Origin of the sequence: Sanguibacteroides justesenii (assembly GCF_003204205.1) — a bacterium.
GTDB lineage: Bacteria > Bacteroidota > Bacteroidia > Bacteroidales > Marinifilaceae > Gabonibacter > Gabonibacter massiliensis.
This window is the reverse complement of record NZ_QJPL01000002.1, coordinates 383,997-406,844: the sequence shown is the minus strand read 5'-3', so window position 1 is coordinate 406,844 and position 22,848 is coordinate 383,997. Positions and strand designations below refer to the sequence as shown.

Genomic DNA, 22,848 nt, shown 5'->3' with positions numbered 1-22,848 from the left:
GGTAATCATATGATTATCAAACAAAAGCCATATCATATAGCGTAAAAACATACCCCTCGATTACCAAAAGCAAGCTTAGGGCGGTGCGGGGTCGGGAGCCTGAAAAATGGAAAAATGTGGGATATTTTTAACAATAACATAATAGCTATTAGCGATATAGAATTTTAAAAACTGAAAAACATTAAAATCTGAAACAAAAAAAACGGATATAAATACCCGTAGCACATTGTATTTATAGCAATTACGACAAAACAGAGACAAGCCCAAACATAGATCCAGATTGATGCGGGAATTTGTTCATGCCGATAAAAAGAGTGTCCCAAGCGTCGGTTCCATCAGTACGGTACTGCAAAAGATCTTCTTCGGTTTCGGCGTATTTTTCCCCGGATTTATCTTTTTCAAAACCTCGGGTTCCAATCCGAACTCCCGCTTGTTCCATTGCCAGAACAAGGGCTTCATTATGCGGTTTGTTTATTTGAGGATAAAGATAATTTCCTTGACCTGTAAAAGCTTCATTTATAATCTTATGCTTTTCCCGATGAGACATTGGTTGACCAATGTAAACAGGATAAACAGTCCAACCTTGTTTTTGAAATTCATCCTGAACCGTAGACGCAAAATCATCAGCATTAACCGCGTAATTATTCCCGATCGCCGTACTATCAAAATAATATACAACCTCACGGGTGGCATGAAATCTATAATAATTACAAAAATCCTGTACAACTTCTCTAAGCTTCCGTTCATATTTCACATAGAAGGATTTAAGAGTACGCATTGTCATGTCAATATCTTGCCCGCAAACAAGCCAATTGATATTAGCGTTATAATCAAAAGCTATACAAATCGGTCTATTAAAATTTAAATCTCCATCCTGCAAACAATTTTCATCCTGCAATTTATTAAAATCAAAATTACAATTATCCAAGTATGAATTATTAAAATAAGTATAGTAATGCTTTTCACCAAGATTAGAATAAAAGCCGCCTAATAATTTCGTCACACGTTTTGACATTATTGACGTCAAAAACACCATCGGTGGAAGATCTCGCTTTAAGTCGCGAATATATTTCTCTCCCAATAATGCCAAATTTTGAATAGAAGACCATTCACGATATAAAACAGCAACAGAACGAAGGCGGGCCATCTCCTTAATTATATACTTATAATAACGTTGTAATGAATCTGTCCATCCTTCTGTTTTTACTTTTGTTTGCAACCGGAATTTTTCAACAACAAGATATTGTATCGTATCAATTAATTCCTCGTCCATCATATTTTTATATGCCAAAAACCAAGAACCTTTTTTGGTCGTAGGCATATCCGAGATTATCAATTTTGAGCGATACCAGGGGCAATCACGGAATCGAGGAGAATACCCCCCCATTGCCTGGAAGGTTTCATCCTTTAATTTATCGTAATCTAAAAATTTTGCTTCATCAAAATACCCCCAGTCCAATGTTAAGGAATTAGAAGTACCCGGACGATCCTGAGAAATTAATTTTAATAAAGTTCCATTCCAGAACACGATCGAATTATCGTATGAAGCTGGCGGTAAAGCAGGTTCTTTAAAATTTGCAGAAGCAGGAGGTTTACGACCAATGAAATAATGTACATCCCTCTGTATATTCCATTGTCGAAGGGCATTTAATGTTCCAGGTAAAGTCCGAGTTAATAATTGTTGGTATGAAGTCCCCACGACACCTCCCGTGCTACCTGACATATATTTCATGTTGCGAAGAATAAAAGGAGCCCCAAATCCATGGCTTTTTCCCAAGCGTCGTCCTCCAACTACAACCGATGTGTTCGCGGCTATATACATACACTCCATTTGAGGGGTATTAAAATATTGCTTTTTAATCTCCGGAGACATCTTCATAGGGTATATCATTTATCTCAATTTGCGTGGAGTATTTTTCCTCCATCTTTCGAATCTTTTCGGATAATTCAGCACGTGTTGTTCCAGTTAATATCCCCGCTTCAACAGGATCATTTGTCGGCTCAAATTCAGGTAATTTAATCTGCTCCCAATCGAAAGGATCGGCATCAATCTTATTAAGGCGATTAATTTTTACCAAAGCTTCTGCCGCGGCAATTTTTGTTCTCGCGATAAATACTGCCGAACCAACGAGTTCCGGATCCCCATCCGTATCTTCAAGTTCACTTACCGCTTCTTTAATTAATTCGTTAGCCATGTATCGATACCATTCTTTACTGGCGTTACGAACCTTACCAAATAAAAATTGCAAGTTCTTAATATCAACATAGGCTTGTGACATAGATATCCCGTAATGACTCATTAAAAAATTCCGCACTTCTTTATCTGAAATCCACGGTTTATCTAACCAAAAAGTAAAGGCAGTCTCATACCGCCGTATCATTTCTTTTTGCTTTTCCGTTAAAGATTCATCTTTACGGAACATATTATCATGTAAAAGCCCTAACGTATCTTGTTTAGACATTGAAAACTAATCCTAAAGCTTCAAGTTCTTTTTGATTTTCTGGGGCAAAATTTTCACCGGCAGAAAGCAACTCGTTAATCCGACGTTGCATTGCTTCAAGTTTCTTCGCTCGAATCGCACCGAATAAAGTCATTACTGCCTTTTTTCCTTCACTTAGATATTTTCGATTAGCACTAATTCGCTTCTCGTCTATTTTTACTGGTTGTACTCCCTCGTTTTGTTCAGATACCCACGCGTCGATAACATTCCAATTCGCTCGAATTTCTTTGCGGTAATTTTCTAACTGTTCTATAAGCGGTGTACGCAGTCCGGCGGCTGTCATTAATTTTAATTGTTCATGAATTCCCCTGCTTAAGCGATACTTCTCGGCGGTTTCTTCCCATAACACGCGTAAATGTTCTGGTAAATCCTTCGGATCAATTCGGGAAGTTAATAACCGGGGAATAGTAGAATAATTCGTTTTAACGGGTTCTTTAACTTCCGATTGTTTATTTATCCCGGCAATTTTATTAAGCTCGTACTCGAGCTTTAATTGCATTTTTTTACGGGATAGATTTTGCAATAAAACTCTATTTTTAGAGAATCGGGCGAGTAGTAGAAGTCCTTCCTCGTAATCCTTACCGGTATAAAACCATTCTTGTATTGTTTTCATATCAATATCGCTTTTAAATTTTCTGTAATGTATTTCTTGTCTTTACTTGTCTCGCAATACGCTATCAAACGGCGATTACGGGGAACGTAATGCTTTAAAAGTTGTATACCGAACTCGACATTCTTTTTCTTTAAAAAAGACTGCAAATCTTTCTTCCGGTTCCCGGAAATCTCCGGTAAGATATTTTCCGGTACTTCTTCTTTTTTTCTGACCATTTTTATTTTAAAATTAAAAAGGAGGAGAATCGTATTAAAGGACGAAAGCCTGTCACGCTCATGACAGGCTTTTAATTTAAAATATAATCATTTACGCTCCCCCGGAAGGTGGTGCAACCGGGGCATTAATATCCCCGTCAGCCGTCACAATCTTACCGGTATAAAATGGCAAACATTCATCCGTTGCCTCGACCTCAATTGTCGTGGCTTTCTCGCTTGTCGCCTCGGACCCGAGATTTAGCGAAATTTTCGTGATCGTGTCAAAGATCTCGCTACCGACTACACGGAATTTATCTTTACTATTCATATCCTGAATTAGCCAAACGAGATCTTCCCGGTTTCCATAGCGTTGCAAGGAGATAGCTTCCTCGTCGGTTCCGGCATGTTTAACGCTAAGTTTATTTAAAACCGTCGTGGACTCCCTCTCCCCCTGGGGCTCGGAAGTCAGCGAGTTCTTTCGCTGGATTACATCAACTTTATTCCATTTTGCAGCCTCCAACAGGGTAAAATCACCCTTGTACGTGCTACACCCGGCAGCATTTTCACTATCCTCCAGAACAGGCCACGCTGTAATTTTACTTTTATTAATAAAGTAAGCCACGCTTTTCAACCCTGGAAGATTCTTTTTTCCTTGTTCCCAAACTAAATCCGCATAAAAAGACATATATACCTCCTTTCTTACGCGCCGGTATTTACCGGAGCTTTTTGTTCTGCAATCAACAATTTCTCTTCCCCGATGTATTCGTACTCTACACCGAAAAACATAGCGGCAACAAACTGCAACAAAAACGGGTTATCTCCCTCTCGAACACGTACAGTTTCTTTCTCGACACCATTACCGTACCCGTATAACATGTTATCTTTCGTTGTCAATTGGAAATAGTCAGATCCTTTTTTAGATACAAGAGGTACTAACTCGCACATGTTTTGCGAACCTTCCAAAAATGTTTTTTCAAACGCTTTATTATAAGGAGCAGCCCCAACAGTTGTTTGGTAATCATCACAATAAGCATCGTAAACGGTCTGCGGGATAAACAATTTACTCTCCTCGTTTCTAAGCTCATCAGATGCAGCACGGTAAACAGATTTTAGAATGTCAACAGCATTTTGCGCGGTAACAATCTCTATTTCCTTGTAATTTCCTTTTGCCGCCGCAATATTTCCTGCCGTGATCTCTTTTTTTGTAATAGTATCAAAACCATTAAACAGGTCGGAAGTCGTCGTCCCTGAATCTTTTCGAACCGCAGAAAAAAGATTTTTATTCAATTTTTTCAATAAAGTTTTCATGATTTTCATCAGGATCCCCTTGTGAATCTCGGCATCTTCGATTTTCCCACCTTTAGCGTAAAGTTGCGCGTAAATAGTATCACGAAGAATGTTCGGGTCAAATTCCTCGACACAAGAACCAAGAAACGTTTCAATGGTACGAGCATCCAAACCAATATTTTTCCCCGCGTTTTTTTCGCCAGTATACGGGCGAAGTTCAAAATCTCCCGTCATCCAACCGGTAGTTTCCTTGTGACTAACTCCCGGGCGAGGAGTCATGTGGATTAGGGCGTCGCTGACCCCTATCGCGGGGAGCTGTAAAAGCTGTTTCCGGTATTTCTCCGCGGAACCAACAAGTTTTTCAGTAATCGTGTTAGGCATAAATCAAATGTTTTTAAAAAGTTCGATATCGTCTTTACTTAACCGGTCAGATGTCACCCGTGAACTATCATCGTCCGTTTTCTTTGTCACGTCAATAGTTTCATCCCCCGGGGCATTTTTCAGATTCTCAATCTGTTTTTTAGCTTCATCCAACTGATTTTTTGTTTCAGCATGGGAATCACGTTCCGTTTCCAGATCATTTCTAACCGTCTCCAATTCTGTTGAATTAGACACGAGTGTTTGTACAAAAGCAATCACATCCGCTTCGGTCGAATTGCTATCGAGGTTACACACCTTTATTAACTCACTTAAATTCATCTCGTTTTCTTTCTTATCAAATAGATTATTAAACCAGCTTAGGATGTTTACACGACGTGGAGAACGCATGAGGGAATCAAACTCGTTAACGATGTCCGTGTAAGACATGCTCGAGACATTTTCCGGAACTTTAGCCTCGTTACTCTCTATCTCGTCGATAAAACCCTCGTTCTTTGCCTCTTCCGCCGTAAGCCAATGGTCGGCAAAGTCAAAATATTTTTTCTCGATATCTTCCGGCTTTGCCCCAGATTTAGAACTAATACAAGAAACAAGCGACCCTTTAACCTTTTCCAGCACGGAAAGATAGTTTTGTATATCCTTCTCGGTTCCATACACGCCCCCCATCGGGGAGTGTAACATAACAAGAGCGTTTTTGGCGGAATGAACCGTACCCCCGGACAATAGGATAATTGCCCCCATCGATGCAGCTAAACCATCATTGTAGGTATGTATTTGAACTTTCGATTGTTGAATTGCATTGAATATCGCGAGACCGTCAAAAACACTTCCACCCGGGGAATTAATATGAATATTAACCCTTGAACACGTTTTCTCGAGTTCTTTAAATTCCGAAACAAATCTTTTTGCCGTTATCGATTCCTCGAACCAACTATCACCGATCACCCCGTAAATTAAAACATCTGCCTCTATCTCGGATTTGTATTGTATCTTGTAATAAGATTTATTCATAGTATTGTTACGTTTTTTATTGATTATCAATAAACAATACTACGACAAGAAAGATCGAATTGAAAGGACGATATATTAAATAACAAAAGGAGATTCATACATGCTTTTACCGGAAAATTCAATAGACGTAACATTTGCTTTTTTAACCGTTCCCGGGATTGTTCTTTTAATAATTCGCTTGACTGGGAATACAAGATGAGAAATATTGTTCCCGTCCGTGATAACAGCAACTAACTTGTTATTACTTACCTGATCTAACAAGGAGGAGACTTCCGGACGAAGTTTTGATATATCAAGCTTAACACTTTTCTCGAAATAAAAACCACCTTCACTCTCTTTTTCCGTTTCAACAAAAGATGAAGATTCTTTTTTTATCCCCGGTATGTTAATGAAACGATAACCAGGGCGTAATATATTTTCTCGAGCAATAGTGGAAAATTTATAGTCTGGTAATTTGCAATTCCTTAAAAGAGCAACCTCGATGCTTTTTATTATTGAAAAATTTTTCATCCCGTATTTTTTAATCGCTCTTTCACGCTTTTTACTAAACAAACAAGCAAAAAGCGTGAAATATTTTATAATTACTTAGTATACAATAGATTTAATAACATCATATAACGCTTTACGAACTTTTTTCTGGTTTCGATAGTCAGATTTTTTAATTGTCTCGTAATTCAAAGCACAATTTTTGATATTATACTCCTCCATTATCGCTTCTATGATTTCCTTCTGGCTACATTTTCGGGAGTAGCCAGCCTCGAAAATAAGACGTATCCTCTGCCGAAATTCAGCCTCGAGATAATCGTTTATCTTTTGCTCGCCCCATTTGTCGACAAAACAAAAACGATATTTTATAAAAGCAGTATTATAAGCGTTCGTGAGAAGCAAGAATTTAACCGGGTGATCCAACACCGGTTTAGCCGGGGCGGATCCGGAAGTCAGTATATGCGAGAATATCATTTTCCCGATATCACTATGTCTCGACAAGATAATATTACCTTCTTTGTCCGTTTTTAGCTCGTGACGACAAAAATCCTCGAGGTAGGGTTTTAAATTTAAAGTTAGGATAACATTACTCATAACTATCTGATTTTATGATATAAATATACTAAATATTGCCGAAATAACGAAGGACTTAATACAATTTACCTGTTTAAAGAGTACCATTTGCAACAATTAATCCTTACCAAAAACTCCGTTTTTTTCGTACGATTATACTTTTGTACGTAATAATATTTAAACAAATGATAATCAAAACTATAAATAAGTTACTGAATTTTATCCAATTATAAAAATTTATGAGCTATTTTTTTCGAGAAAATTATCCACGATATAAATGTATACTCTATATTTTGCCTACTTTACTTACTTTACTTACTTTATTTACATATGTAATTGATATTAAGTATATTATACAGCAAATGTCTTACTCGATTATTTTATTTACTTACTATATAAGTATTAGATAAAGTAAGTAAAGTAAGATAAAGTAAGTAAATATGTCATCATTATCGTGGTGTAAGTTCCGTAGTTACAATAACATATAACGAAATAAAGTAAGTAAAGTAAATAAAGTAAGCGAATACAAGAAAATTATAACGTGTTATAATTATTCGCAAGGTTTGTAATGCTTCCATTTGCCTAAAAGGTATTTTTTTAAGGGGGGGTGGAAGGGGGGATTCCGACGACATTTGTGATTATAATTAAAAAGGAATCCTTTTGCATAGCAAAAGGATAAACGTTGGTGCTGCCATGCAGCAAAAAAGGTCCGGCATCTATCGATACCGGGAATTTAAAAGCCCGTCTATGTTTAGACGGGCTGAATTTAAAAAGGTAGTTTTTGTTGTGGTTCGTCAGTAGTTGTTATATTTTCTGTCTCTATCGTGCCCTCGTTTTTCGTCTCATTCCGAATTGATAAAGGTAAAAGAGAGTAGTCGAACACGAAAGCAGAAGTGCTCGTGTATTTTTTCTTTTTATTCTCGTCTAATTCTTGAATCCCTGTCTTTGGATCAACTCGATTAAAATATACCTTCTTTGTATCGCAAATGAACGCTTTCGTGTTTTTTAAATAGCTCTGAATTGTCGATTCTGGTAACGGCTTCTCCCCCTCTTTTAACACTCTTTCTCTATAAAAAGAGAATATTCGACTCGTGTTTAAATAAATAAGCTCTTTGGGTTCACTGAATGAAATGTCTTCCTTTTTCCACGAGTCACCCTCGCTATAAATACGCTTAATCTTTTTCTCGTAAACAAACTTGTAATCCCCTCCCTCGAAAATGTAATTAGAAGAAGCGAGGAATTGAATTACTCTCCAGAATTTTCCGAGATCATCATTTTGTTCACTTTCCTTTCCCTGTACTATCATTAAATCACAAGCTTTTTCAATTAATTCATCCCATGACCAGGGTAATTCAAGGTAATCTTCCAGGGCAGTATAAGCGGCAAGAACCATCATCCAGTTGTTAAAAATCCGGTCCATGATATCACGGCCTTTCATTATTGCTTCCATTTTCGCCTGTGTTTTTTTAAGAGCGGCCGAATAACCATCCATGAAACAAGTGCGTAACTTTAATATACGATTAGTCAAATGCGTTATCCCCCGCTTCTCTATCTCTTTTAATTCCTGATATCTCTTTTTCTCTTCCGGGGTGTGAGTGTCATTCATGAAGCCAAGGAAAATAAACCGAGTTAAAAGAGCCGTATCTGCATCCGCCATTTGTTGCCCGCAGACGACAACACCCTGATCCACTGCTGTCGTTTCCCGCTTTTTATCTTTATCCATGTTAATCCGGGTTCGCCCGGATCCGCCCCAAATACCTTTTAAAAATTCCCGTTTTTCTACTTCCATGTCGTTTCTATATTCATCAACGACACACAAGGCATTAGCGGCAGCGGCGACATGATCGCCAAGAGCAGCTTTCGTGGCCGTGAATAAATTCGGAGTTTCTCCCAAGACTCCAAACATTTGCGCGAGCGACTCCGCGCATCCTGATTTACCAGATCCTTTTGGCCCGAACATGTTCAGCAAAGGAAACACACGAAATTTATTTACAATAATATCACGAAACAGGCAAGCAAGGTAAAAACAAAAGGCGACCTTCCCGTTATCCCCGTGAACATCAACAAATTTTTTCATGTATTCTTTTAGCGTTATGTTCCCCTCTAAATGTATAAAATTCCGCTCAAACGTGAATAACTTCTTTTCTTTCTCGTAGATGCGAGAGAAAGCCGGAAGATAGTAGGATTTACCCTCGTGTTTTACAATACCGATATCGTTAACCGGTTTAAACTCGTTACCGGCAAATATACCGTTTCCCCAGGCAAAAAATCCCTGTTCTTGCCAACCTAATTGCGTTATCTCGATGCAACTTTCAGTGTTTTTGTATAACCAAATTTTTAGTTTATTTAAATCTGAATCAGAACCATTCCACCAAAAATTTCCCAAGCTTTCGATTTTTAATCGAAAAGAGGAAATCATGTTTAAATCCTTCTGTGCAATTTCTATAACTTTCCGGATCCCGTCCTCGTTCACGACTTCATATGTCCGTTTAGCGTTTATTGTGCTTTCGATGTGAAATAAAGGCACTAATATAAAATTACTCTGCTTGCGAGGTTTCCCTTTCGTGTCAGCAAAATGATAACAATTAGAATCGATATAAAAGCCATGCTCTTGATAATCTCCAAGCGATATATTTTTAGGAATCAGACTACTTTTTTCTGACGGGGACTTATCTTTTAACCATCGAGCAACAGCATCCTGCCAAGCCTTTCGAGGTTTAACGTATTCGGTAAAAGAATCTATATACACCTCGTGAATACTCGTTTCCTCGTACTGCGCAACCAGGAAGGCAACTTCTTTCATAAATTCAGACTTGAACTGGGGATTCCTACATTTCCCCTGGTTTTGCTTTACTTTCCACACGATGTAATCAATGGCATTTTCATCCTTGTATTTTTCAAATTTTTCTAACAAGGTGAAATAAGAATCTGGATCCTCTTTTTCTGGAAGAAGAATAACATCAACATTCAGCTTTTTTTTAATTAGAGCCTCGGCATTTTTCACCGTGGCTTTTAACCCGGCTTCATCACCGTCGTAAAGTAGTGTTACACTTCTTGTATAACGAGATAAGACATTTATTTGTTCGTCTGTTAAAGCCGTTCCGCAAGGAGCAACGGTATTAGGAACACCTATCGAGTACATTCTCAACACGTCAAAATTACCCTCGACAAGATAGACCCTATTTTCATTCTTAATATAGCGACGAGCAAAATTTAACCCTAAAAGAGTATCTCCTTTTTTGTAAATAGGAGATTCGGATGAATTTATATATTTGGGACTTTTACTGTCCTTTTTTAATACCCTTCCGGAAAACGCTATCGGTTTACCCGTGGCGGAAAAGATCGGAAACATTACACGATCCCTGAAGGTATCGTACAAATGTCCATCATCTGCTTTTTTTATCAAATCTGCTTCAAGCAATAATTCGGTATTCAACCCTTTTTCTCTCGCCCAGGCTAAAAATCGATTACCGGCAGGAGCGTAACCAAGATCAAAATCATTGTCAATCGAAAAACCTCTATCCTCAATGTATTTTCGGGCCTCGGTAGATTTTAAAAGACACTCTTTAAAATATTCTAAAGCGGAATTACAAACAATATGCAAAGCTTCCTGGTGCTTATACTCCCGCTCGTTAAAATCCTTATCCTCTTTCCAGGAGAAATCGATTCCCAATTTTGCCGCCGCGATTTTAACGGCTTCCAGAAATTCAACTCCTTCATGTTTCTTAATAAAGTCAATAACATCTCCGCCTTCACCACACCCGAAACATTTAAACTTCCCCTTCGCCGGAGTAACGGTAAACGAGGGGGTTTTTTCAGGATGAAACGGACATAAACCCAAATAATTATGTCCATTTTTCTTTAATTCGACATAATGACTTAAAACCTCGACAATATCATCATTTATCCGATCGATAATTTCTTTGATCTGCATCGTTTAAATTTTTAATCTATTCTCTTTAGAATTAAAACTTCAACCTCGTGGTTGTCTCTTAACACCGGGAAACGTTCTTGCAAAGCAGGCACTATAACTTTACTTCCCATGCCGTAGGCAAGATAACATATAGAATCAGGAATTTTAGAGACAGCATACGTGTAATAGTCTAACAGTATAGCTTTACTTATTTCTCCCGTCTCTGGATCCTCCAACTCGTACAACTCTCCCTTCTCGCTATTTACCAAGAAACATCGTTTTCTATAATCTCCCCGGGCAGGTTGCACGATAAGAAAACAACCGTGACACGGGATTGCATGTTTAATTCTCATTATTATCAGGAATATAATGTTGTACAACGAAATTAAATTCAGATAGAAGTTGCCGGATTTGTAATATCTCAAACGGGTTCTTTCCGTACGGGAAATAAATAGTCATTTCTCTTGTATCACACCGAATATTCTTTCTCCGTAATCGGTATAGGATATTACTTCTTCGCTTGTATTTCTTTGCATCCACGCTCCAAATTGTTTTTAATTAGTTAGCAACCAATTAATTTTAGTTTATTTCGTTCTCGTTGAAATGTCATCCCAAAATGAAACATACAAATACCATAGTTACACGTTTCTATTTCAAATTCGATAGTGACTCGAATGAACCCAAAATGACGATATATCCGATCACGACATTCACTGTAACACATTTTAATACAAGCAAGTTTGTACGATGGATAACAACGTAATGCTCGAATGAAAGCAATGTAATCCTCTATTTCTATATATAGATTTGTTGTATATTTTCTTTTGTTCATATCGTTTTCTAATTGATTTTCAAATTGCTTGCTACTATAATTGGATTAGCCCACTCCCGTTGAAATTGCTTCCATTTCGTTGATACTTCGCCTTTAAAATCTCGGTATAGCATTGCGAAAGGCATAAACCCGGCATCCCAAGTCTCTCGCAATCTTTTCTCTGCTTTCTCGAAGGAATCGCCTTTATATCCAATCAGGACATAACATCTTAATTCATGACTGGCTTTTGTAAAACCCGCATCGAATAGGTATTTACCCGCTTGCCTAAGCGGTTCAAGATCGTCGGGAGTATCGTACGCAAAAAACAGGCTTTCTGGACGCAGTTCTTTTAATTGTTTCGCTCGTTCCGAGGTTAGTATTTTAGCTTCCAATCCTCCCACGAATTGCGGACGATCCGGTTGCCGTTTTAGCATATCAAACACTTCTTTAATGTGCCGATCGGAACACGCTAATAAGTTATCATCTGTCACGATCCAGCCATCTGTCACCGGAAGTTCTCTCAATGCGTATCCCTCTCGTTTGGGTACTGCACAGAACCAACAACGATTCGGGCAACCACGAGAAGTTATCACGTAACCTTTTTTCATGTACATCCCCGGAACAAAATAACCACCCGGCGAGTTGAAAGCGGGTCCGCCAATTTTAACCGGGGCTACCGATCTCCATTGTTTCTCCGCCCATTCTGCCCAGCGTAAATCCCATGTAAAAGCGACCGAAATATGTACTTCGTCCGCTTCTTCCCATAAGCCCGGAGTCGTGGCGATCCGTACACTTTCATCATCAGGGGTAGCATTCGTACGGCGGGGAAACACACGTATTATTTTCTTCTCCATTATTTCAAATCGTTTTTAATCTTCTTTAATAACATTAATTACTCTACATGCCATTGTATTCCATAATTCAGAATATTCTTCTTTTTCTGTTTCCAATGGAGGATTAAATTTCACATTTACAGTTGCAGTTTCGTCATTATCATTGCTGATTCTTAAAATCATTTCCTGATTGGATTCGCTATCTTTTACTGTTATTGTTACCATACTCAAATCGTTTTCTTAGTTAATTTTTCTCTAAGTCTATATGCAGTCTCGGCATCAACTTTGGCGTTAAATTTTCTACAATTAGATTCATGGAGCCCGGACGCTAATTTTCCACAACAACAGAATATTGATTGATTATCAGATAATTCATCGAATACCTTTATTCTCGTTGAGTTCCACTCTTTCATAAATTGTGTTTTTAGATATTGTATTTTATCATTTTTCATACTTCAATCATCGTTTCAAATCGTTTTCAATTAGTGTTTTTTTACCATGCAGGAAACGAGGAGCATTAAACACATTAGCACATCCAAAAAAGCAATCATTACTATAATAGTGTCTAATAGAGTCATAAGATCATTTTTTTTGATTCCAGTAATTTTTAGGTAAGTTTACGAGCCATTTTCCAAGCTCGACATATAACACATGTAAATTACTCGCCCGAATGACCGACGAATGACCATGTAATTTAACATTAAGATAATAGCCTTCATTATCTTTCGATAATATATATCTATCCATGAGTTGTAACATGGTGAAAAATGCAACGAGTGTTTCACCATAACGTCTTCCGGTCAACATTGTCATAACACACAAAGTTTTAAATCAAATTCTGGTGTTCGTTCTCCGGCAATTGTAGCGCGACCTTCAAAATCCCATTCTACTCTCAATCGATCTCGATTGGGCCGTTGTACAACACCAATCACCTTCCAAATAAATGGTGTAGGTTCATGGTATATAAAAGAAGAAAAAATAACACGCAAGCCAGTCTGGGCCGCTTTTACTTGAGCGATCTCGAAATCAGCAACTCGATATCGACATTTTTCATCAATCAGATCTTTTAATTTCTTTATTGTCATAATTTTCTTTTTTAAGTTAGGGAACTGAGGGAAGAGAGGGATTCGAACCCTCAGGATGCTTCTGTTAGCTTTTCCGGAATAGCCCATCCTTTACACTTTACCGTCCAGGATTCTTCCCATTTACCGGGGAAGAATAATTTTTCCCCGGATCAACAAAACACAGAACAATCACACACCTAATTCCGCAAGCATCGCGATTAGGGCGACAATATTTGTAACATTATAGCGATCTTTCAACTTCTCGATTCTACTCTTCACAGCGGCCTCAGAAACATTAAGTTTAGACGCAACCTCCTTTGCTGTCTTGCCGGTTTTAAGTTCACGAATAGTTTCAACCTCGTAACTTTTCAACCCGATAGCCTTGCTGCAAATCTTTCCTCGCCCCGGGCAATAAGTTTTCAAGCAAGCAGAATTAAACGTGTCCGGAGTAATTTTCCCATTAACAAGATCCGGATCTCCATCCAAGCTTCCGAATTTACAAAACAACCATTGTTTAAATCCCGACTCAAAACCGATTATTCCAAATTGTGTCCGGATAAAGTCTTGACCTTCTTTATCCTCGAGATACATTTGTATAAAATTTCGTTTTTCCATACCGGGTAAATCTTCAAACTTAATTCGAGTACCGTTGTACATCGCATATATTTGCCCGTTCCGGGCAAATAATTCCGTTCCGGAGAATATTCCAGCCGGAAGATTGGCACTTTGGCCAAATTGTCGTAAATTTGTTTCCATAATGTAAGATTTTAATCCCGCTGAAAGTTGTCCAGACCATAAGCGGGATTTTTGGTTAATTAAAGGGTTGATACTTCTTTTTTAGCTTTTTCGGCCTTAACTTTCTCTTCTTTAGCAATAGCAATAGCGGCATCGAGAACTCTCTTGTTATTTGATTTACCGTTCATCGTGGCGTATATTGTCATGAAACTAATGCCTGTTTCCGTGAAGATCCTACGGGCATACCCCCGGGGAAGCCATTGTTTAATCTTTTTCAATTCTTCATTTTTCATACTTTTTACTGTTGTTTATATTATTACTTTATACTAACTTGCTAAAAGTTTAGCAAGACAAATATAAGGAATATATAACTAATAAAACAAATATTATTACAAATATTTTTGATTGTTTTTCCAAATGATTGACATAAAGAGACTTATAAAGGATTTAAAAATAACACAGGTTGAATTAGCTTCTATATTAGGATGTAAGCAAGGATATATCTCAAGAATAGCAAATAATAAAGAGGATATATCACCTAATATGCTCAAAAAATTAAAAGAAATTTATGGAGATATTGTTAATACCTATATTACAAATATTAGTAATAATAGTACAAATAAAATAGAGTTACATCAAGAGAATTATACATATATAACTCTACCAACAGATGTATGGGAAAAAATGAGTCAACTAATCGATACAGTAACTTCCCAACAGCGAACTATTGAAAGTTTATCGAAAAAAGTAAAGAGCGAGGATGTCCCCCGGGACGACGGTGCAATGCATGCCGCTGCAAGCGGATTTTCGGAAAAATGAGACCTAAATATTAATAAATAAAATCATGACTTCTGATTTCATCGAGTATTCTACCTATAAATTAGCTTATTTCTTCACCCCGGAAAAAGAAAGACCATGGAGCGGAGAAACAAAAAAGATAATTGAATATGAGTTTTTTATAACTTCCAATCCAGAATTAACAAATCTAAAAAAATTGCTGGAGAAAGAATTAAAGAGAGTCTCTAAATGGGAAAAATTATACTTAGAATCTGTTGAGTCTTGGAAGATCACAATTAAAAATTTAATCGACAATTTAGGACAAGAATGTACAAATAGATATTTACAACTAAAACCGAATGTTGATGAAAAACAAGTTACTTCTTGTAAAGATTTTACAGACCTAAATAAATATTTTCAACGAAGAAGAAATATTGAATATTGTTCTGACGAAGAGGTTGGATGTCTAGCTGTATTACTGACAGAAATACAAAGAAGAATCGAAAAACAGTTAGACTCTATTTCAAAAAATAGCCTACCCGAGTCTGACAAAGAAAATAAATTTGATTTTGTAGCCATCGATTTTGAACACGCAACACCAAATAAAGGAACCGTCTGTGCAGTAGGTATTGCATGCGTAAAAAACAAAAAGATTGTTGATACATATTACACACTTATCCAACCTCCAAATAATGAATATTTCAAATGGAATTCAATAATTCATGGCATTTTTCCTACAGACACAAAAGATTCACCATCATTTATAAATATTTGGCCCGAGATTAGAAAACGAATTATCAACAATACTATTATTGCACACGGAGCTACACATACTGATAAACATTGTTTAGAACAAGCAATGTCTTACTATAATATCACAGAAAATATAAATATTTCATGGATAGACACACAAACTTATTGTAATGCAAGCCTAGATATATTATGCAAGGCCTGTAACATTTCATTAGCTCATCATAATGCACTATCAGATGCCAAAGGATGTGCTGAAATATATTTGCGTATAATAGAAGGAACTTTCCCTTTTGATGTCATCCAGTCAATAAAATCATCACAACAAACTATCGCAGAATTTAAAGAAAATCATAGCCCCATACAACGAGAATTATTATTCCCTGAATTTGAAAATGTCCAAAATAAAAATAATCCATTTTACAAGAAAAAGGTGGTCATTTCGGGGAACTATGAACGTTGGCCCAATAGGGATGAACTAGGTATAGTATTAAAAGAACTAGGAGCTGATATTGATCGAAGTATAGGAAAATATACAAACATACTATGCGCAGGGTCGGACTGTGGTCCTGTTAAACTAAAAAAAATGCAGGAACTAATTGATGCAGGGAAAGACGCCAAAATATTAAGAGAGGATGAAATACTCAAACTTATTCAAGAAAGCGGATTTTCGGAACAATGAAAACTAATTATTAACCTAATATTATAAATATAGTTTGTTTTCATAAAAGGCTTTGGCTTGCTCTTTTTCAGCTTGATATGTCTTGGGATAGAAGTATTTCATAACAATGATAGAATGTTTGAAAAACAAATTTCTAATAAAGCAAAACGCATCTGGCGATTTACTGGAAAAACAGAAAGGAACACAAACAATCATCGCAACAAGCGCAAATGCTTCAAGAATGATAAAATAGGATACACAAATAGACAATGCCAATAATCGTTTCATAGTAGATTAAATATATAGAGTTCAACATAAACCAAAAATATAAACAACAGAAAAATGGAAAAGGACAAAAAAATAAACATATAGATAAAATACTTTTAACCTTATTAATAATATAACAAGCAAAACAATTTCCCCACCAAAATGAAAAGATTCGAAAATCCCGAAAAATAATAACACATTAACGGGTAATATATTACAAAGAAGTATAGAATCCGTTATTCTCCACCCGTTAACCAATAACAGTCTGATATGCAGGCTGTTATTTTTTTATATGCCCTTAGAGATGGGACTCATGTGTTATTTACAAACGTCGAATAATATTAAAACCTATCCCTGTAATTCGAGCAAGCTGACGATTCCTTACACCCGGATTTTGTTTTACCTCTCGCAAGATTCGTTTTTGTTCTACAACAGAAAATTCCGTCAACTTCTTGCCATTTAGTTTTTCTTCTATCAACACTTGCACCTCACCGTCATTCAATAAATAATTTTGATCAATATCCATACACTCTTCTTGCTCCCCTTCTCGCAGATAAGTTTGTATATCCACTTCACTATCAAAAAAAAGACTTAAGAAATTTGTCTCAACAAAAGAATTATCTTTATTAAAACACAAACGATAGCTACTCCATTTATAATCTGCAACACTCCTGCTCATTCCCGCTTTTACCGGATTATTCAGAATATATTTGAAACACCGCAATAAATACCCCTCTTCTTCTATTACTTCACTTTTAAAACGATCTTGAAAAAGATAACCTCGACGTCCATATTTACCATTGAACCACGTGGCATAGAGCGAAGCAATACGATGAACATGAAAACTAAGCTTGTTGCTCTCTACAATAAAATGTATGTGATTATCCATCAAACAATAGCAATATATCTTAAAAGATATACCGGCCTCTATTTTTAAAAGGTCTAAAAATTTCTGGCGATCGTCATCGTCTCGAAAAATCATAATTTGGTCTATACCGCGTTGAATAACATGGTAAATACCTGAAACCGAACGTTGACGAGCCTGTCTGGGCATAAGCAATGAAATTTAACTATATATTAAATTTAAGAAAAAAAACGAAATTTCCCAAATAGCACTTTTACCCCGTCCCTAAGTGCTACCTAAGTGCTATATAAAAATTTAGAATCTCGAGGGGAAATATAAAAATCATAATACGCCGTTGGACTTTTTTTAGTAATTTAGCCTCGACAAAACGTTGATTATGGCAAAAGAAAATCCGGAAGAGAATAAACAGTTAACGAAAAAAATAAGCCCGTATAAAATTATATATCCGATCATTATCGGGTTAGCTGTTGTCTCTTATATGTTATACAAGGAATTTGACCCGAAAGCTTTCGATGTGATCACTTTCACCTGGAGTACGATTTTCTGGCTTTTCGTGGCTTTTTTGTGTATGATCATTCGGGATCTGGGTTACGTAATCCGAATTCGCGTACTTTCGGGCGGCCGATTGAAATGGATCCAAGCCATACGGATTATTTTCTTATGGGAGTTTACCTCGGCTGTTACCCCTTCAGCTATCGGAGGAACAAGTTTGGCTATTCTATTCGTGCATAAAGAGGGAATAGGCGTAGGGAAAAGTTCGGCCATGGTCATGGCTACCTCCTTTTTAGACGAATTGTATTTCATCATCATGTTTCCGTTGATTCTGCTATTCGTCAACCACCAGGCTCTATGGTACATGCCGGATACGACCAAAACCGTTGCAGACAGTTTGATTCTCTTTGCCGTTATCGGTTATGGTATCAAATTAGCTTATTTGATCATTTTAAGCTACGGGCTATTTAAAAACCCAAGAGGTCTGAAGTTTCTGATCATGAAGCTTTTCAAATGGAGAATATTACGAAAATGGAGACACGATGCCAACGAAGCCGGAAGCGATATCATCCGCAACTCCATTGAATTGCGAAGAATGCCTTTCGGTTTCTGGTTAAAGACTTTCGGAGCTACCTTTTGCTCATGGACAGCCAGGTATTGGGTGGTAAATGCCATCTTAGTCGCTTTTTGGTTCGGGCGTTATGACTGGGCTCAACATTTTCTTATCTTCGCGAGACAACTCGTGATGTGGATCATGATGTTGGTGAGTCCCACTCCCGGGGGAAGCGGTTTCGCCGAATTCGTCTTTTCGAAGTATTTGGGGGAATTTCTTCCGAACGCGGGAGTCGCTATCGCGATGGCGATCTTATGGCGTCTGATTAGTTATTATCCTTATCTGTTTGTAGGCGTTTTTATTGTTCCCCGTTGGATAGCAAAAAACTTTGGTAAATCATCGAAAAAAGAAACCGTAAATTAAATGGATTATGGGATTTTTTAATCAACCGAAACCTAAACGCTTCGAGCTCAAACCCCGCTATTGGGATCCGGAAGCAGAAGCAAGAAAAGAGCGAGAGAAAAGGATGAGGGCCGAACTCGGTCTAAAAGAAGACGGTGAAGAGTATATCCCTGACGTAAGGGCCGGTTTTCAACGGGAATACGCCCGCAGGAAAGCCAACAGGCCTGCCAAGTCAATGAGCTATTCTTTACGGCTGTTTTTGATCCTGATCGTTATTCTACTGGTCATATTTTATTTGGCTACATACAAACTCGACTTGATTCTCAAACTATTTTAGTACTAAAAACAAACGAAATTTATGTCCGATATTATTCAACTCTTACCTGATTCCGTGGCCAATCAAATTGCTGCCGGAGAGGTTGTACAACGTCCGGCTTCCGTGGTTAAAGAACTAATGGAAAACGCCATCGATGCCGGAGCTACACAAATTCAGGTTATTTTGAAAAATGTAGGAAAAGCGCTTATTCAAGTCATTGACGACGGTAGCGGAATGTCACCAAGAGATGCCCGCATGGCATTCGAACGTCACGCTACGTCCAAAATCAAAACCGCAACGGATCTGTTCAATATCCGGACCATGGGATTCCGGGGAGAAGCCTTGGCTTCCATTGCCTCCGTATCCGAAGTGGAACTAAAAACGAAAAAAGAAGAGGAGGAATTGGGTACTTATCTTTTTATTGCCGATTCCGAACTAAAGAACCAGGAGAGCATCAATTGCAACAGGGGAACCAATCTTTCCGTGAAAAACTTATTTTACAACATTCCCGCCCGCCGCAAATTTTTAAAATCGGACACCACGGAGCTACGAAACATTACAACCGAATTTTTACGGATAGCCCTTACCGCTCCGCATATCGCATTCTCTTTAGTCAATAACGGGAATGAGATTTACAATTTCCCCATCTCCGGATTACGGCAACGCTTGGTCAACGCATTCGGTAAAACTATAAATCCCAAGTTAATCACGGTGGGTTGTGAAACCGGTTTTATCACGATCAACGGTTTCGTGTGTGCTCCACAACACTCCAGAAAGAGTTACGGGGAACAGTATTTTTTCGTGAACAACCGCTTCATGAAACACAACTATTTCCACAAAGCAGTGTTAGAAGCTTACTCCGGTTTAATCAGCCCGGATACGATTCCCTCCTATTTTCTCTATTTCACGATAGATCCCTCCATGATCGATATCAACATCCATCCGACAAAAACAGAAATAAAATTCCAGGATGAAAACGCTATTTTTCAAATCATCTTAGCTTGTGTAAAAGAGGCTTTGGGAAAATTCAACATTACCCCTACAATCGATTTCGACACGGAGGGAAAAGTCGATTTTTCACCGGAAACGACACCTATCATCCCCAAAGTACCGAAAGTAAGTTACAACCCCCATTACAATCCGTTCAATTATGCAACCTCCATTTCAAAAGAGGATTCCGATTTCGAGCGCCCCGCTTCTTCTCCCAAAGAATATACGCGTGAGCAAGCAAAAAAAGAACGGGTACCGGCTAATTGGGATGCCCTTTTTCAAGGATTAGAAGAAAAAGAAGAGGTCATACAAACAGAAATTCCGGAAATGGCCGTCAAGCAGGAAGAGCACGAGGGAGTGATCTCTTTTATCCAAATGAAAGGCCGTTATATCGTTACCCCGGTTCATTCGGGACTGATGTTCATAGATCAGAAAAGAGCCCATGAGCGGGTACTCTTCGAACGCTATCGCGAATCGTTGATACAACAGAAAGTATGCGGCCAGAAGAGTCTTTTTCCGGAAACGTTGGAACTATCAGCAGATGACTTCTTGCTGGTAAAAGAGATTCTCAACGACTTGAACGTATTAGGATTCGAATTAGGCGAATTCGGCAAAAATTGTTATGCCGTTTACACGACACCTCCCGATCTTTCACATGCACGGGGCAAAGAGGTCCTGATTAACTTAATCGAACACTACAAAAATACGGAAGGTTCCATACGCGAAAAAATGCAGGACCGGATCGCACTTTCATTGGCAAAAGCCGCAGCCTTAAACTACGATACAATATTGAACAAACAAGAGATGAACGACCTTTTCGATAGTCTTTTTGCCTGTACACATCCGAACTATACGGCCGACGGGAAAACCATCATTCACATTTTAAAAAATGAAGAGGTCATCCCTTGGTTCAGTAAATCATGATGATTGAGAGATATGACGATTGAGGGATTTAGAGATGGACGATTGCAGATTAAAAAGATTCCGAGATTAGGTGGTTTATTGAATGAAAAAAAGATGGACGACGGTAGATTGTAAATTAAAAAAGTTGTTTCAGATACGTTTCCGTTTCGGGATTGGTCGGACGCAAAAAATCAGAATCCACGATATTTCCTTCCGGATCGATTAAAATAAAACGAGGGATTCCGCGAATCAAATAAAAATCCATCAATTCCCGATTTTCTCCCATATGGAGCTCAATATCACACGTGTGTTTCTCCTTTAAAAAGCGTTCCCAAGTTCCTCTATCTTTATCACAGGATATAGAAACAAAAGCTATTTTTTTACCTTTGAATTTTTCTACCAACTTATCCCATGCCACACTTTCAATCCGACAAGGCGCTCCCCAGGTCGCCCATACGTTCAATAAAAGGTATTTCCCTCTAAAATCAAGGGAACGAACGATATTTCCATTTTGATCCGTATAGGTAAAATCCAAAGCGGGACACCCTTTTACAATCCGGGCGCATCGGTTATAAAAATCATAAAAATGTTTCCTAAGAGCAGAATCTTTAACATAATAATCATAAACAGCGACTATCTCTTCCGTATGTTCGTCAATACCGGAACCGACTAAATAATTGTAAGCAAAACGATCAATCAAATACTCTATCAATACCTTATTCTTCAAATTTTTTTTCACGTAATCAAATTGAGCCATAACCCGTTTATAAGCATCAAACTCCTGAATACGATAGGTACTGATCAAAGAGACCAAAGAAGCCATCCCTTCTTTATACTCCTTCAATGTCATTAATTTTTCATCTTCCCGAATCAAAGCCCTAATACAATCCATATAAGCCGTATCGGGTAGGAAATCTTTGTTTCCGGTACTCCAGGCATGGTATAAAGGATAATTTTCCAAAACGGTATAGGTCGTAAATTTTATCCTCTCTCGCTCCATTTTCGTAAATTCCGGATCAAAAGACATGGAATCCAAATGTTCACATTGGCTGGTGATATGATCTTTCAACTGATTTAAAAAATCTCTCTCCCCCAAAGCATAGTCAAGAGATCCTTCCTGAAATCTTCTGCTATTCAGATAAATATTCTTGGCAGCCCCATCCCCCTCAAAACGAACGTTTTGACGAACCTTATTCCCGTAAATAAAAATCGACAACGATTTTCCACTTTCGAAAAATAAAGGAATCCGATCCTTCCCGTACTTCAACACACCATACCCCAACTCGTTTAACACGATACGACCGTGTCCCTTATCATCCACGTCAACCCTGTATTCTGTAGTATCGACGGATAATACGAATCGATGTTCGTTAGTTCCAACAAGATTAAAATCAACAACAACCCTTTGATTTCTGGTACAAGATATGAATGACACCAACAATACAACTATTAACCCAAATTTCATCATTATCT

The 22,848-nt window shown here is 37.8% G+C and carries 24 protein-coding genes and 1 tRNA gene; 5 read left to right on the top strand and 20 right to left on the bottom strand.

The window, feature by feature from the left end; translation table 11 throughout:
* Positions 1-241: 241 nt before the first annotated feature.
* The 17 genes from DMB45_RS04720 to DMB45_RS04630 all read right to left on the bottom strand — a co-directional run bounded on the left by DMB45_RS04720 (position 242) and on the right by DMB45_RS04630 (position 14,692).
* Positions 242-1,879, bottom strand: a complete 1,638-nt coding sequence (locus DMB45_RS04720; RefSeq protein WP_052634584.1) for a hypothetical protein — start codon at positions 1,877-1,879, stop codon at positions 242-244.
* Positions 1,857-2,462 (bottom strand): TPM domain-containing protein, encoded by a 606-nt coding sequence (locus tag DMB45_RS04715; RefSeq protein WP_041503397.1) that lies wholly within the window; start codon positions 2,460-2,462, stop codon positions 1,857-1,859. Before DMB45_RS04715 ends, DMB45_RS04720 begins: the two co-directional genes overlap by 23 nt.
* Entirely contained in the window at positions 2,455-3,114 is a 660-nt protein-coding gene (locus tag DMB45_RS04710) for a hypothetical protein (protein WP_041503396.1), read from the bottom strand. Before DMB45_RS04710 ends, DMB45_RS04715 begins: the two co-directional genes overlap by 8 nt.
* Positions 3,111-3,329 carry a hypothetical protein gene (locus tag DMB45_RS04705; protein WP_041503395.1) on the bottom strand — a complete coding sequence of 73 codons (219 nt, stop codon included), beginning with the start codon at positions 3,327-3,329 and terminating at the stop codon, positions 3,111-3,113. The genes DMB45_RS04710 and DMB45_RS04705 overlap by 4 nt, the downstream gene beginning before the upstream one ends.
* 91 nt (positions 3,330-3,420) lie before the next feature.
* On the bottom strand, positions 3,421-3,993 hold the full coding sequence (locus DMB45_RS04700) for a hypothetical protein (protein WP_052634582.1): 573 nt from the start codon (positions 3,991-3,993) through the stop codon (positions 3,421-3,423).
* Positions 3,994-4,007: 14 nt separating this feature from the next.
* Positions 4,008-4,976, bottom strand: coding sequence for a hypothetical protein (locus DMB45_RS04695; RefSeq protein WP_041503394.1), 969 nt, complete (start codon positions 4,974-4,976; stop codon positions 4,008-4,010).
* Between the two features lie 3 nt (positions 4,977-4,979).
* Positions 4,980-5,984 carry a head maturation protease, ClpP-related gene (locus tag DMB45_RS04690; RefSeq protein ID WP_052634580.1) on the bottom strand — a complete coding sequence of 335 codons (1,005 nt, stop codon included), beginning with the start codon at positions 5,982-5,984 and terminating at the stop codon, positions 4,980-4,982.
* A 75-nt stretch (positions 5,985-6,059) separates the two neighbouring features.
* On the bottom strand, positions 6,060-6,494 hold the full coding sequence (locus tag DMB45_RS04685) for a hypothetical protein (protein WP_041503393.1): 435 nt from the start codon (positions 6,492-6,494) through the stop codon (positions 6,060-6,062).
* A 75-nt stretch (positions 6,495-6,569) separates the two neighbouring features.
* Complete coding sequence (locus tag DMB45_RS04680; RefSeq protein ID WP_041503392.1) at positions 6,570-7,064, bottom strand: hypothetical protein; 495 nt, start codon at positions 7,062-7,064, stop codon at positions 6,570-6,572.
* Between the two features lie 745 nt (positions 7,065-7,809).
* Complete coding sequence (gene dnaG / locus DMB45_RS04675; RefSeq protein ID WP_110688499.1) at positions 7,810-10,977, bottom strand: DNA primase; 3,168 nt, start codon at positions 10,975-10,977, stop codon at positions 7,810-7,812.
* An 11-nt stretch (positions 10,978-10,988) separates the two neighbouring features.
* Complete coding sequence (locus DMB45_RS04670; RefSeq protein WP_041503391.1) at positions 10,989-11,309, bottom strand: hypothetical protein; 321 nt, start codon at positions 11,307-11,309, stop codon at positions 10,989-10,991.
* A gap of 487 nt (positions 11,310-11,796) precedes the next feature.
* The gene (locus DMB45_RS04660) at positions 11,797-12,621 is read right to left on the bottom strand and encodes a radical SAM protein (RefSeq protein WP_110688498.1); all 825 of its coding nucleotides are present in this window, start codon (positions 12,619-12,621) and stop codon (positions 11,797-11,799) included.
* 15 nt (positions 12,622-12,636) lie between these two features.
* Positions 12,637-12,825, bottom strand: a complete 189-nt coding sequence (locus tag DMB45_RS04655; RefSeq protein ID WP_110688497.1) for a hypothetical protein — start codon at positions 12,823-12,825, stop codon at positions 12,637-12,639.
* Positions 12,826-13,409: 584 nt separating this feature from the next.
* Positions 13,410-13,685: a hypothetical protein gene (locus DMB45_RS04640; protein WP_146216418.1), complete on the bottom strand. Its 276-nt coding sequence runs from the start codon at positions 13,683-13,685 to the stop codon at positions 13,410-13,412.
* Positions 13,686-13,712: 27 nt separating this feature from the next.
* Positions 13,713-13,803 (bottom strand) — tRNA-OTHER (locus DMB45_RS14690).
* Positions 13,804-13,853: 50 nt separating this feature from the next.
* A complete protein-coding gene (locus DMB45_RS04635) occupies positions 13,854-14,420 on the bottom strand; it encodes a helix-turn-helix transcriptional regulator (RefSeq protein WP_110688494.1) in 567 nt (188 codons plus the stop codon).
* 59 nt (positions 14,421-14,479) lie between these two features.
* Complete coding sequence (locus DMB45_RS04630) at positions 14,480-14,692, bottom strand: hypothetical protein (protein ID WP_041503384.1); 213 nt, start codon at positions 14,690-14,692, stop codon at positions 14,480-14,482.
* Positions 14,693-14,816: 124 nt separating this feature from the next.
* On the opposite strand from DMB45_RS04630, the gene DMB45_RS04625 reads away from it, so the two are divergent.
* Complete coding sequence (locus DMB45_RS04625; protein ID WP_041503383.1) at positions 14,817-15,218, top strand: helix-turn-helix domain-containing protein; 402 nt, start codon at positions 14,817-14,819, stop codon at positions 15,216-15,218.
* 25 nt (positions 15,219-15,243) lie between these two features.
* Positions 15,244-16,608, top strand: coding sequence for an exonuclease domain-containing protein (locus DMB45_RS04620; protein ID WP_052634576.1), 1,365 nt, complete (start codon positions 15,244-15,246; stop codon positions 16,606-16,608).
* Between the two features lie 21 nt (positions 16,609-16,629).
* On the opposite strand, the gene DMB45_RS04615 is transcribed toward DMB45_RS04620, so the two are convergent.
* Together DMB45_RS04615 and DMB45_RS04610 are read right to left on the bottom strand one after the other, a co-directional pair.
* Positions 16,630-16,875 carry a hypothetical protein gene (locus DMB45_RS04615; RefSeq protein ID WP_041503382.1) on the bottom strand — a complete coding sequence of 82 codons (246 nt, stop codon included), beginning with the start codon at positions 16,873-16,875 and terminating at the stop codon, positions 16,630-16,632.
* Positions 16,876-17,176: 301 nt separating this feature from the next.
* Positions 17,177-17,908 (bottom strand): transposase, encoded by a 732-nt coding sequence (locus DMB45_RS04610; RefSeq protein WP_041505192.1) that lies wholly within the window; start codon positions 17,906-17,908, stop codon positions 17,177-17,179.
* A gap of 187 nt (positions 17,909-18,095) precedes the next feature.
* On the opposite strand from DMB45_RS04610, the gene DMB45_RS04605 reads away from it, so the two are divergent.
* The 3 genes from DMB45_RS04605 to mutL are packed head-to-tail and all read left to right on the top strand — an operon-like array spanning position 18,096 to position 21,396.
* Positions 18,096-19,187, top strand: coding sequence for a lysylphosphatidylglycerol synthase transmembrane domain-containing protein (locus DMB45_RS04605; RefSeq protein WP_041505193.1), 1,092 nt, complete (start codon positions 18,096-18,098; stop codon positions 19,185-19,187).
* A gap of 7 nt (positions 19,188-19,194) precedes the next feature.
* Positions 19,195-19,503, top strand: coding sequence for a hypothetical protein (locus tag DMB45_RS04600; protein ID WP_041503379.1), 309 nt, complete (start codon positions 19,195-19,197; stop codon positions 19,501-19,503).
* Between the two features lie 21 nt (positions 19,504-19,524).
* Entirely contained in the window at positions 19,525-21,396 is a 1,872-nt protein-coding gene (gene mutL / locus DMB45_RS04595; RefSeq protein WP_110688493.1) for a DNA mismatch repair endonuclease MutL, read from the top strand.
* A 115-nt stretch (positions 21,397-21,511) separates the two neighbouring features.
* Here the strand turns inward: mutL and DMB45_RS04590 are convergent, their stop codons facing one another.
* Positions 21,512-22,843, bottom strand: coding sequence for a TlpA family protein disulfide reductase (locus DMB45_RS04590; RefSeq protein ID WP_041505195.1), 1,332 nt, complete (start codon positions 22,841-22,843; stop codon positions 21,512-21,514).
* Positions 22,844-22,848 lie beyond the last annotated feature (5 nt).

Bases quoted from the DNA above. Each gene is read 5' to 3' on its own strand.
- DMB45_RS04720 (WP_052634584.1), bottom strand. From the start codon at position 1,879: ATGAAGATGTCTCCGGAGATTAAAAAGCAATATTTTAATACCCCTCAA.
- DMB45_RS04715 (WP_041503397.1), bottom strand. From the start codon at position 2,462: ATGTCTAAACAAGATACGTTAGGGCTTTTACATGATAATATGTTCCGT.
- DMB45_RS04710 (WP_041503396.1), bottom strand. From the start codon at position 3,114: ATGAAAACAATACAAGAATGGTTTTATACCGGTAAGGATTACGAGGAA.
- DMB45_RS04705 (WP_041503395.1), bottom strand. From the start codon at position 3,329: ATGGTCAGAAAAAAAGAAGAAGTACCGGAAAATATCTTACCGGAGATT.
- DMB45_RS04700 (WP_052634582.1), bottom strand. From the start codon at position 3,993: ATGTCTTTTTATGCGGATTTAGTTTGGGAACAAGGAAAAAAGAATCTT.
- DMB45_RS04695 (WP_041503394.1), bottom strand. From the start codon at position 4,976: ATGCCTAACACGATTACTGAAAAACTTGTTGGTTCCGCGGAGAAATAC.
- DMB45_RS04690 (WP_052634580.1), bottom strand. From the start codon at position 5,984: ATGAATAAATCTTATTACAAGATACAATACAAATCCGAGATAGAGGCA.
- DMB45_RS04685 (WP_041503393.1), bottom strand. From the start codon at position 6,494: ATGAAAAATTTTTCAATAATAAAAAGCATCGAGGTTGCTCTTTTAAGG.
- DMB45_RS04680 (WP_041503392.1), bottom strand. From the start codon at position 7,064: ATGAGTAATGTTATCCTAACTTTAAATTTAAAACCCTACCTCGAGGAT.
- dnaG (WP_110688499.1), bottom strand. From the start codon at position 10,977: ATGCAGATCAAAGAAATTATCGATCGGATAAATGATGATATTGTCGAG.
- DMB45_RS04670 (WP_041503391.1), bottom strand. From the start codon at position 11,309: ATGAGAATTAAACATGCAATCCCGTGTCACGGTTGTTTTCTTATCGTG.
- DMB45_RS04660 (WP_110688498.1), bottom strand. From the start codon at position 12,621: ATGGAGAAGAAAATAATACGTGTGTTTCCCCGCCGTACGAATGCTACC.
- DMB45_RS04655 (WP_110688497.1), bottom strand. From the start codon at position 12,825: ATGGTAACAATAACAGTAAAAGATAGCGAATCCAATCAGGAAATGATT.
- DMB45_RS04640 (WP_146216418.1), bottom strand. From the start codon at position 13,685: ATGACAATAAAGAAATTAAAAGATCTGATTGATGAAAAATGTCGATAT.
- DMB45_RS04635 (WP_110688494.1), bottom strand. From the start codon at position 14,420: ATGGAAACAAATTTACGACAATTTGGCCAAAGTGCCAATCTTCCGGCT.
- DMB45_RS04630 (WP_041503384.1), bottom strand. From the start codon at position 14,692: ATGAAAAATGAAGAATTGAAAAAGATTAAACAATGGCTTCCCCGGGGG.
- DMB45_RS04625 (WP_041503383.1), top strand. From the start codon at position 14,817: ATGATTGACATAAAGAGACTTATAAAGGATTTAAAAATAACACAGGTT.
- DMB45_RS04620 (WP_052634576.1), top strand. From the start codon at position 15,244: ATGACTTCTGATTTCATCGAGTATTCTACCTATAAATTAGCTTATTTC.
- DMB45_RS04615 (WP_041503382.1), bottom strand. From the start codon at position 16,875: ATGAAACGATTATTGGCATTGTCTATTTGTGTATCCTATTTTATCATT.
- DMB45_RS04610 (WP_041505192.1), bottom strand. From the start codon at position 17,908: ATGCCCAGACAGGCTCGTCAACGTTCGGTTTCAGGTATTTACCATGTT.
- DMB45_RS04605 (WP_041505193.1), top strand. From the start codon at position 18,096: ATGGCAAAAGAAAATCCGGAAGAGAATAAACAGTTAACGAAAAAAATA.
- DMB45_RS04600 (WP_041503379.1), top strand. From the start codon at position 19,195: ATGGGATTTTTTAATCAACCGAAACCTAAACGCTTCGAGCTCAAACCC.
- mutL (WP_110688493.1), top strand. From the start codon at position 19,525: ATGTCCGATATTATTCAACTCTTACCTGATTCCGTGGCCAATCAAATT.
- DMB45_RS04590 (WP_041505195.1), bottom strand. From the start codon at position 22,843: ATGATGAAATTTGGGTTAATAGTTGTATTGTTGGTGTCATTCATATCT.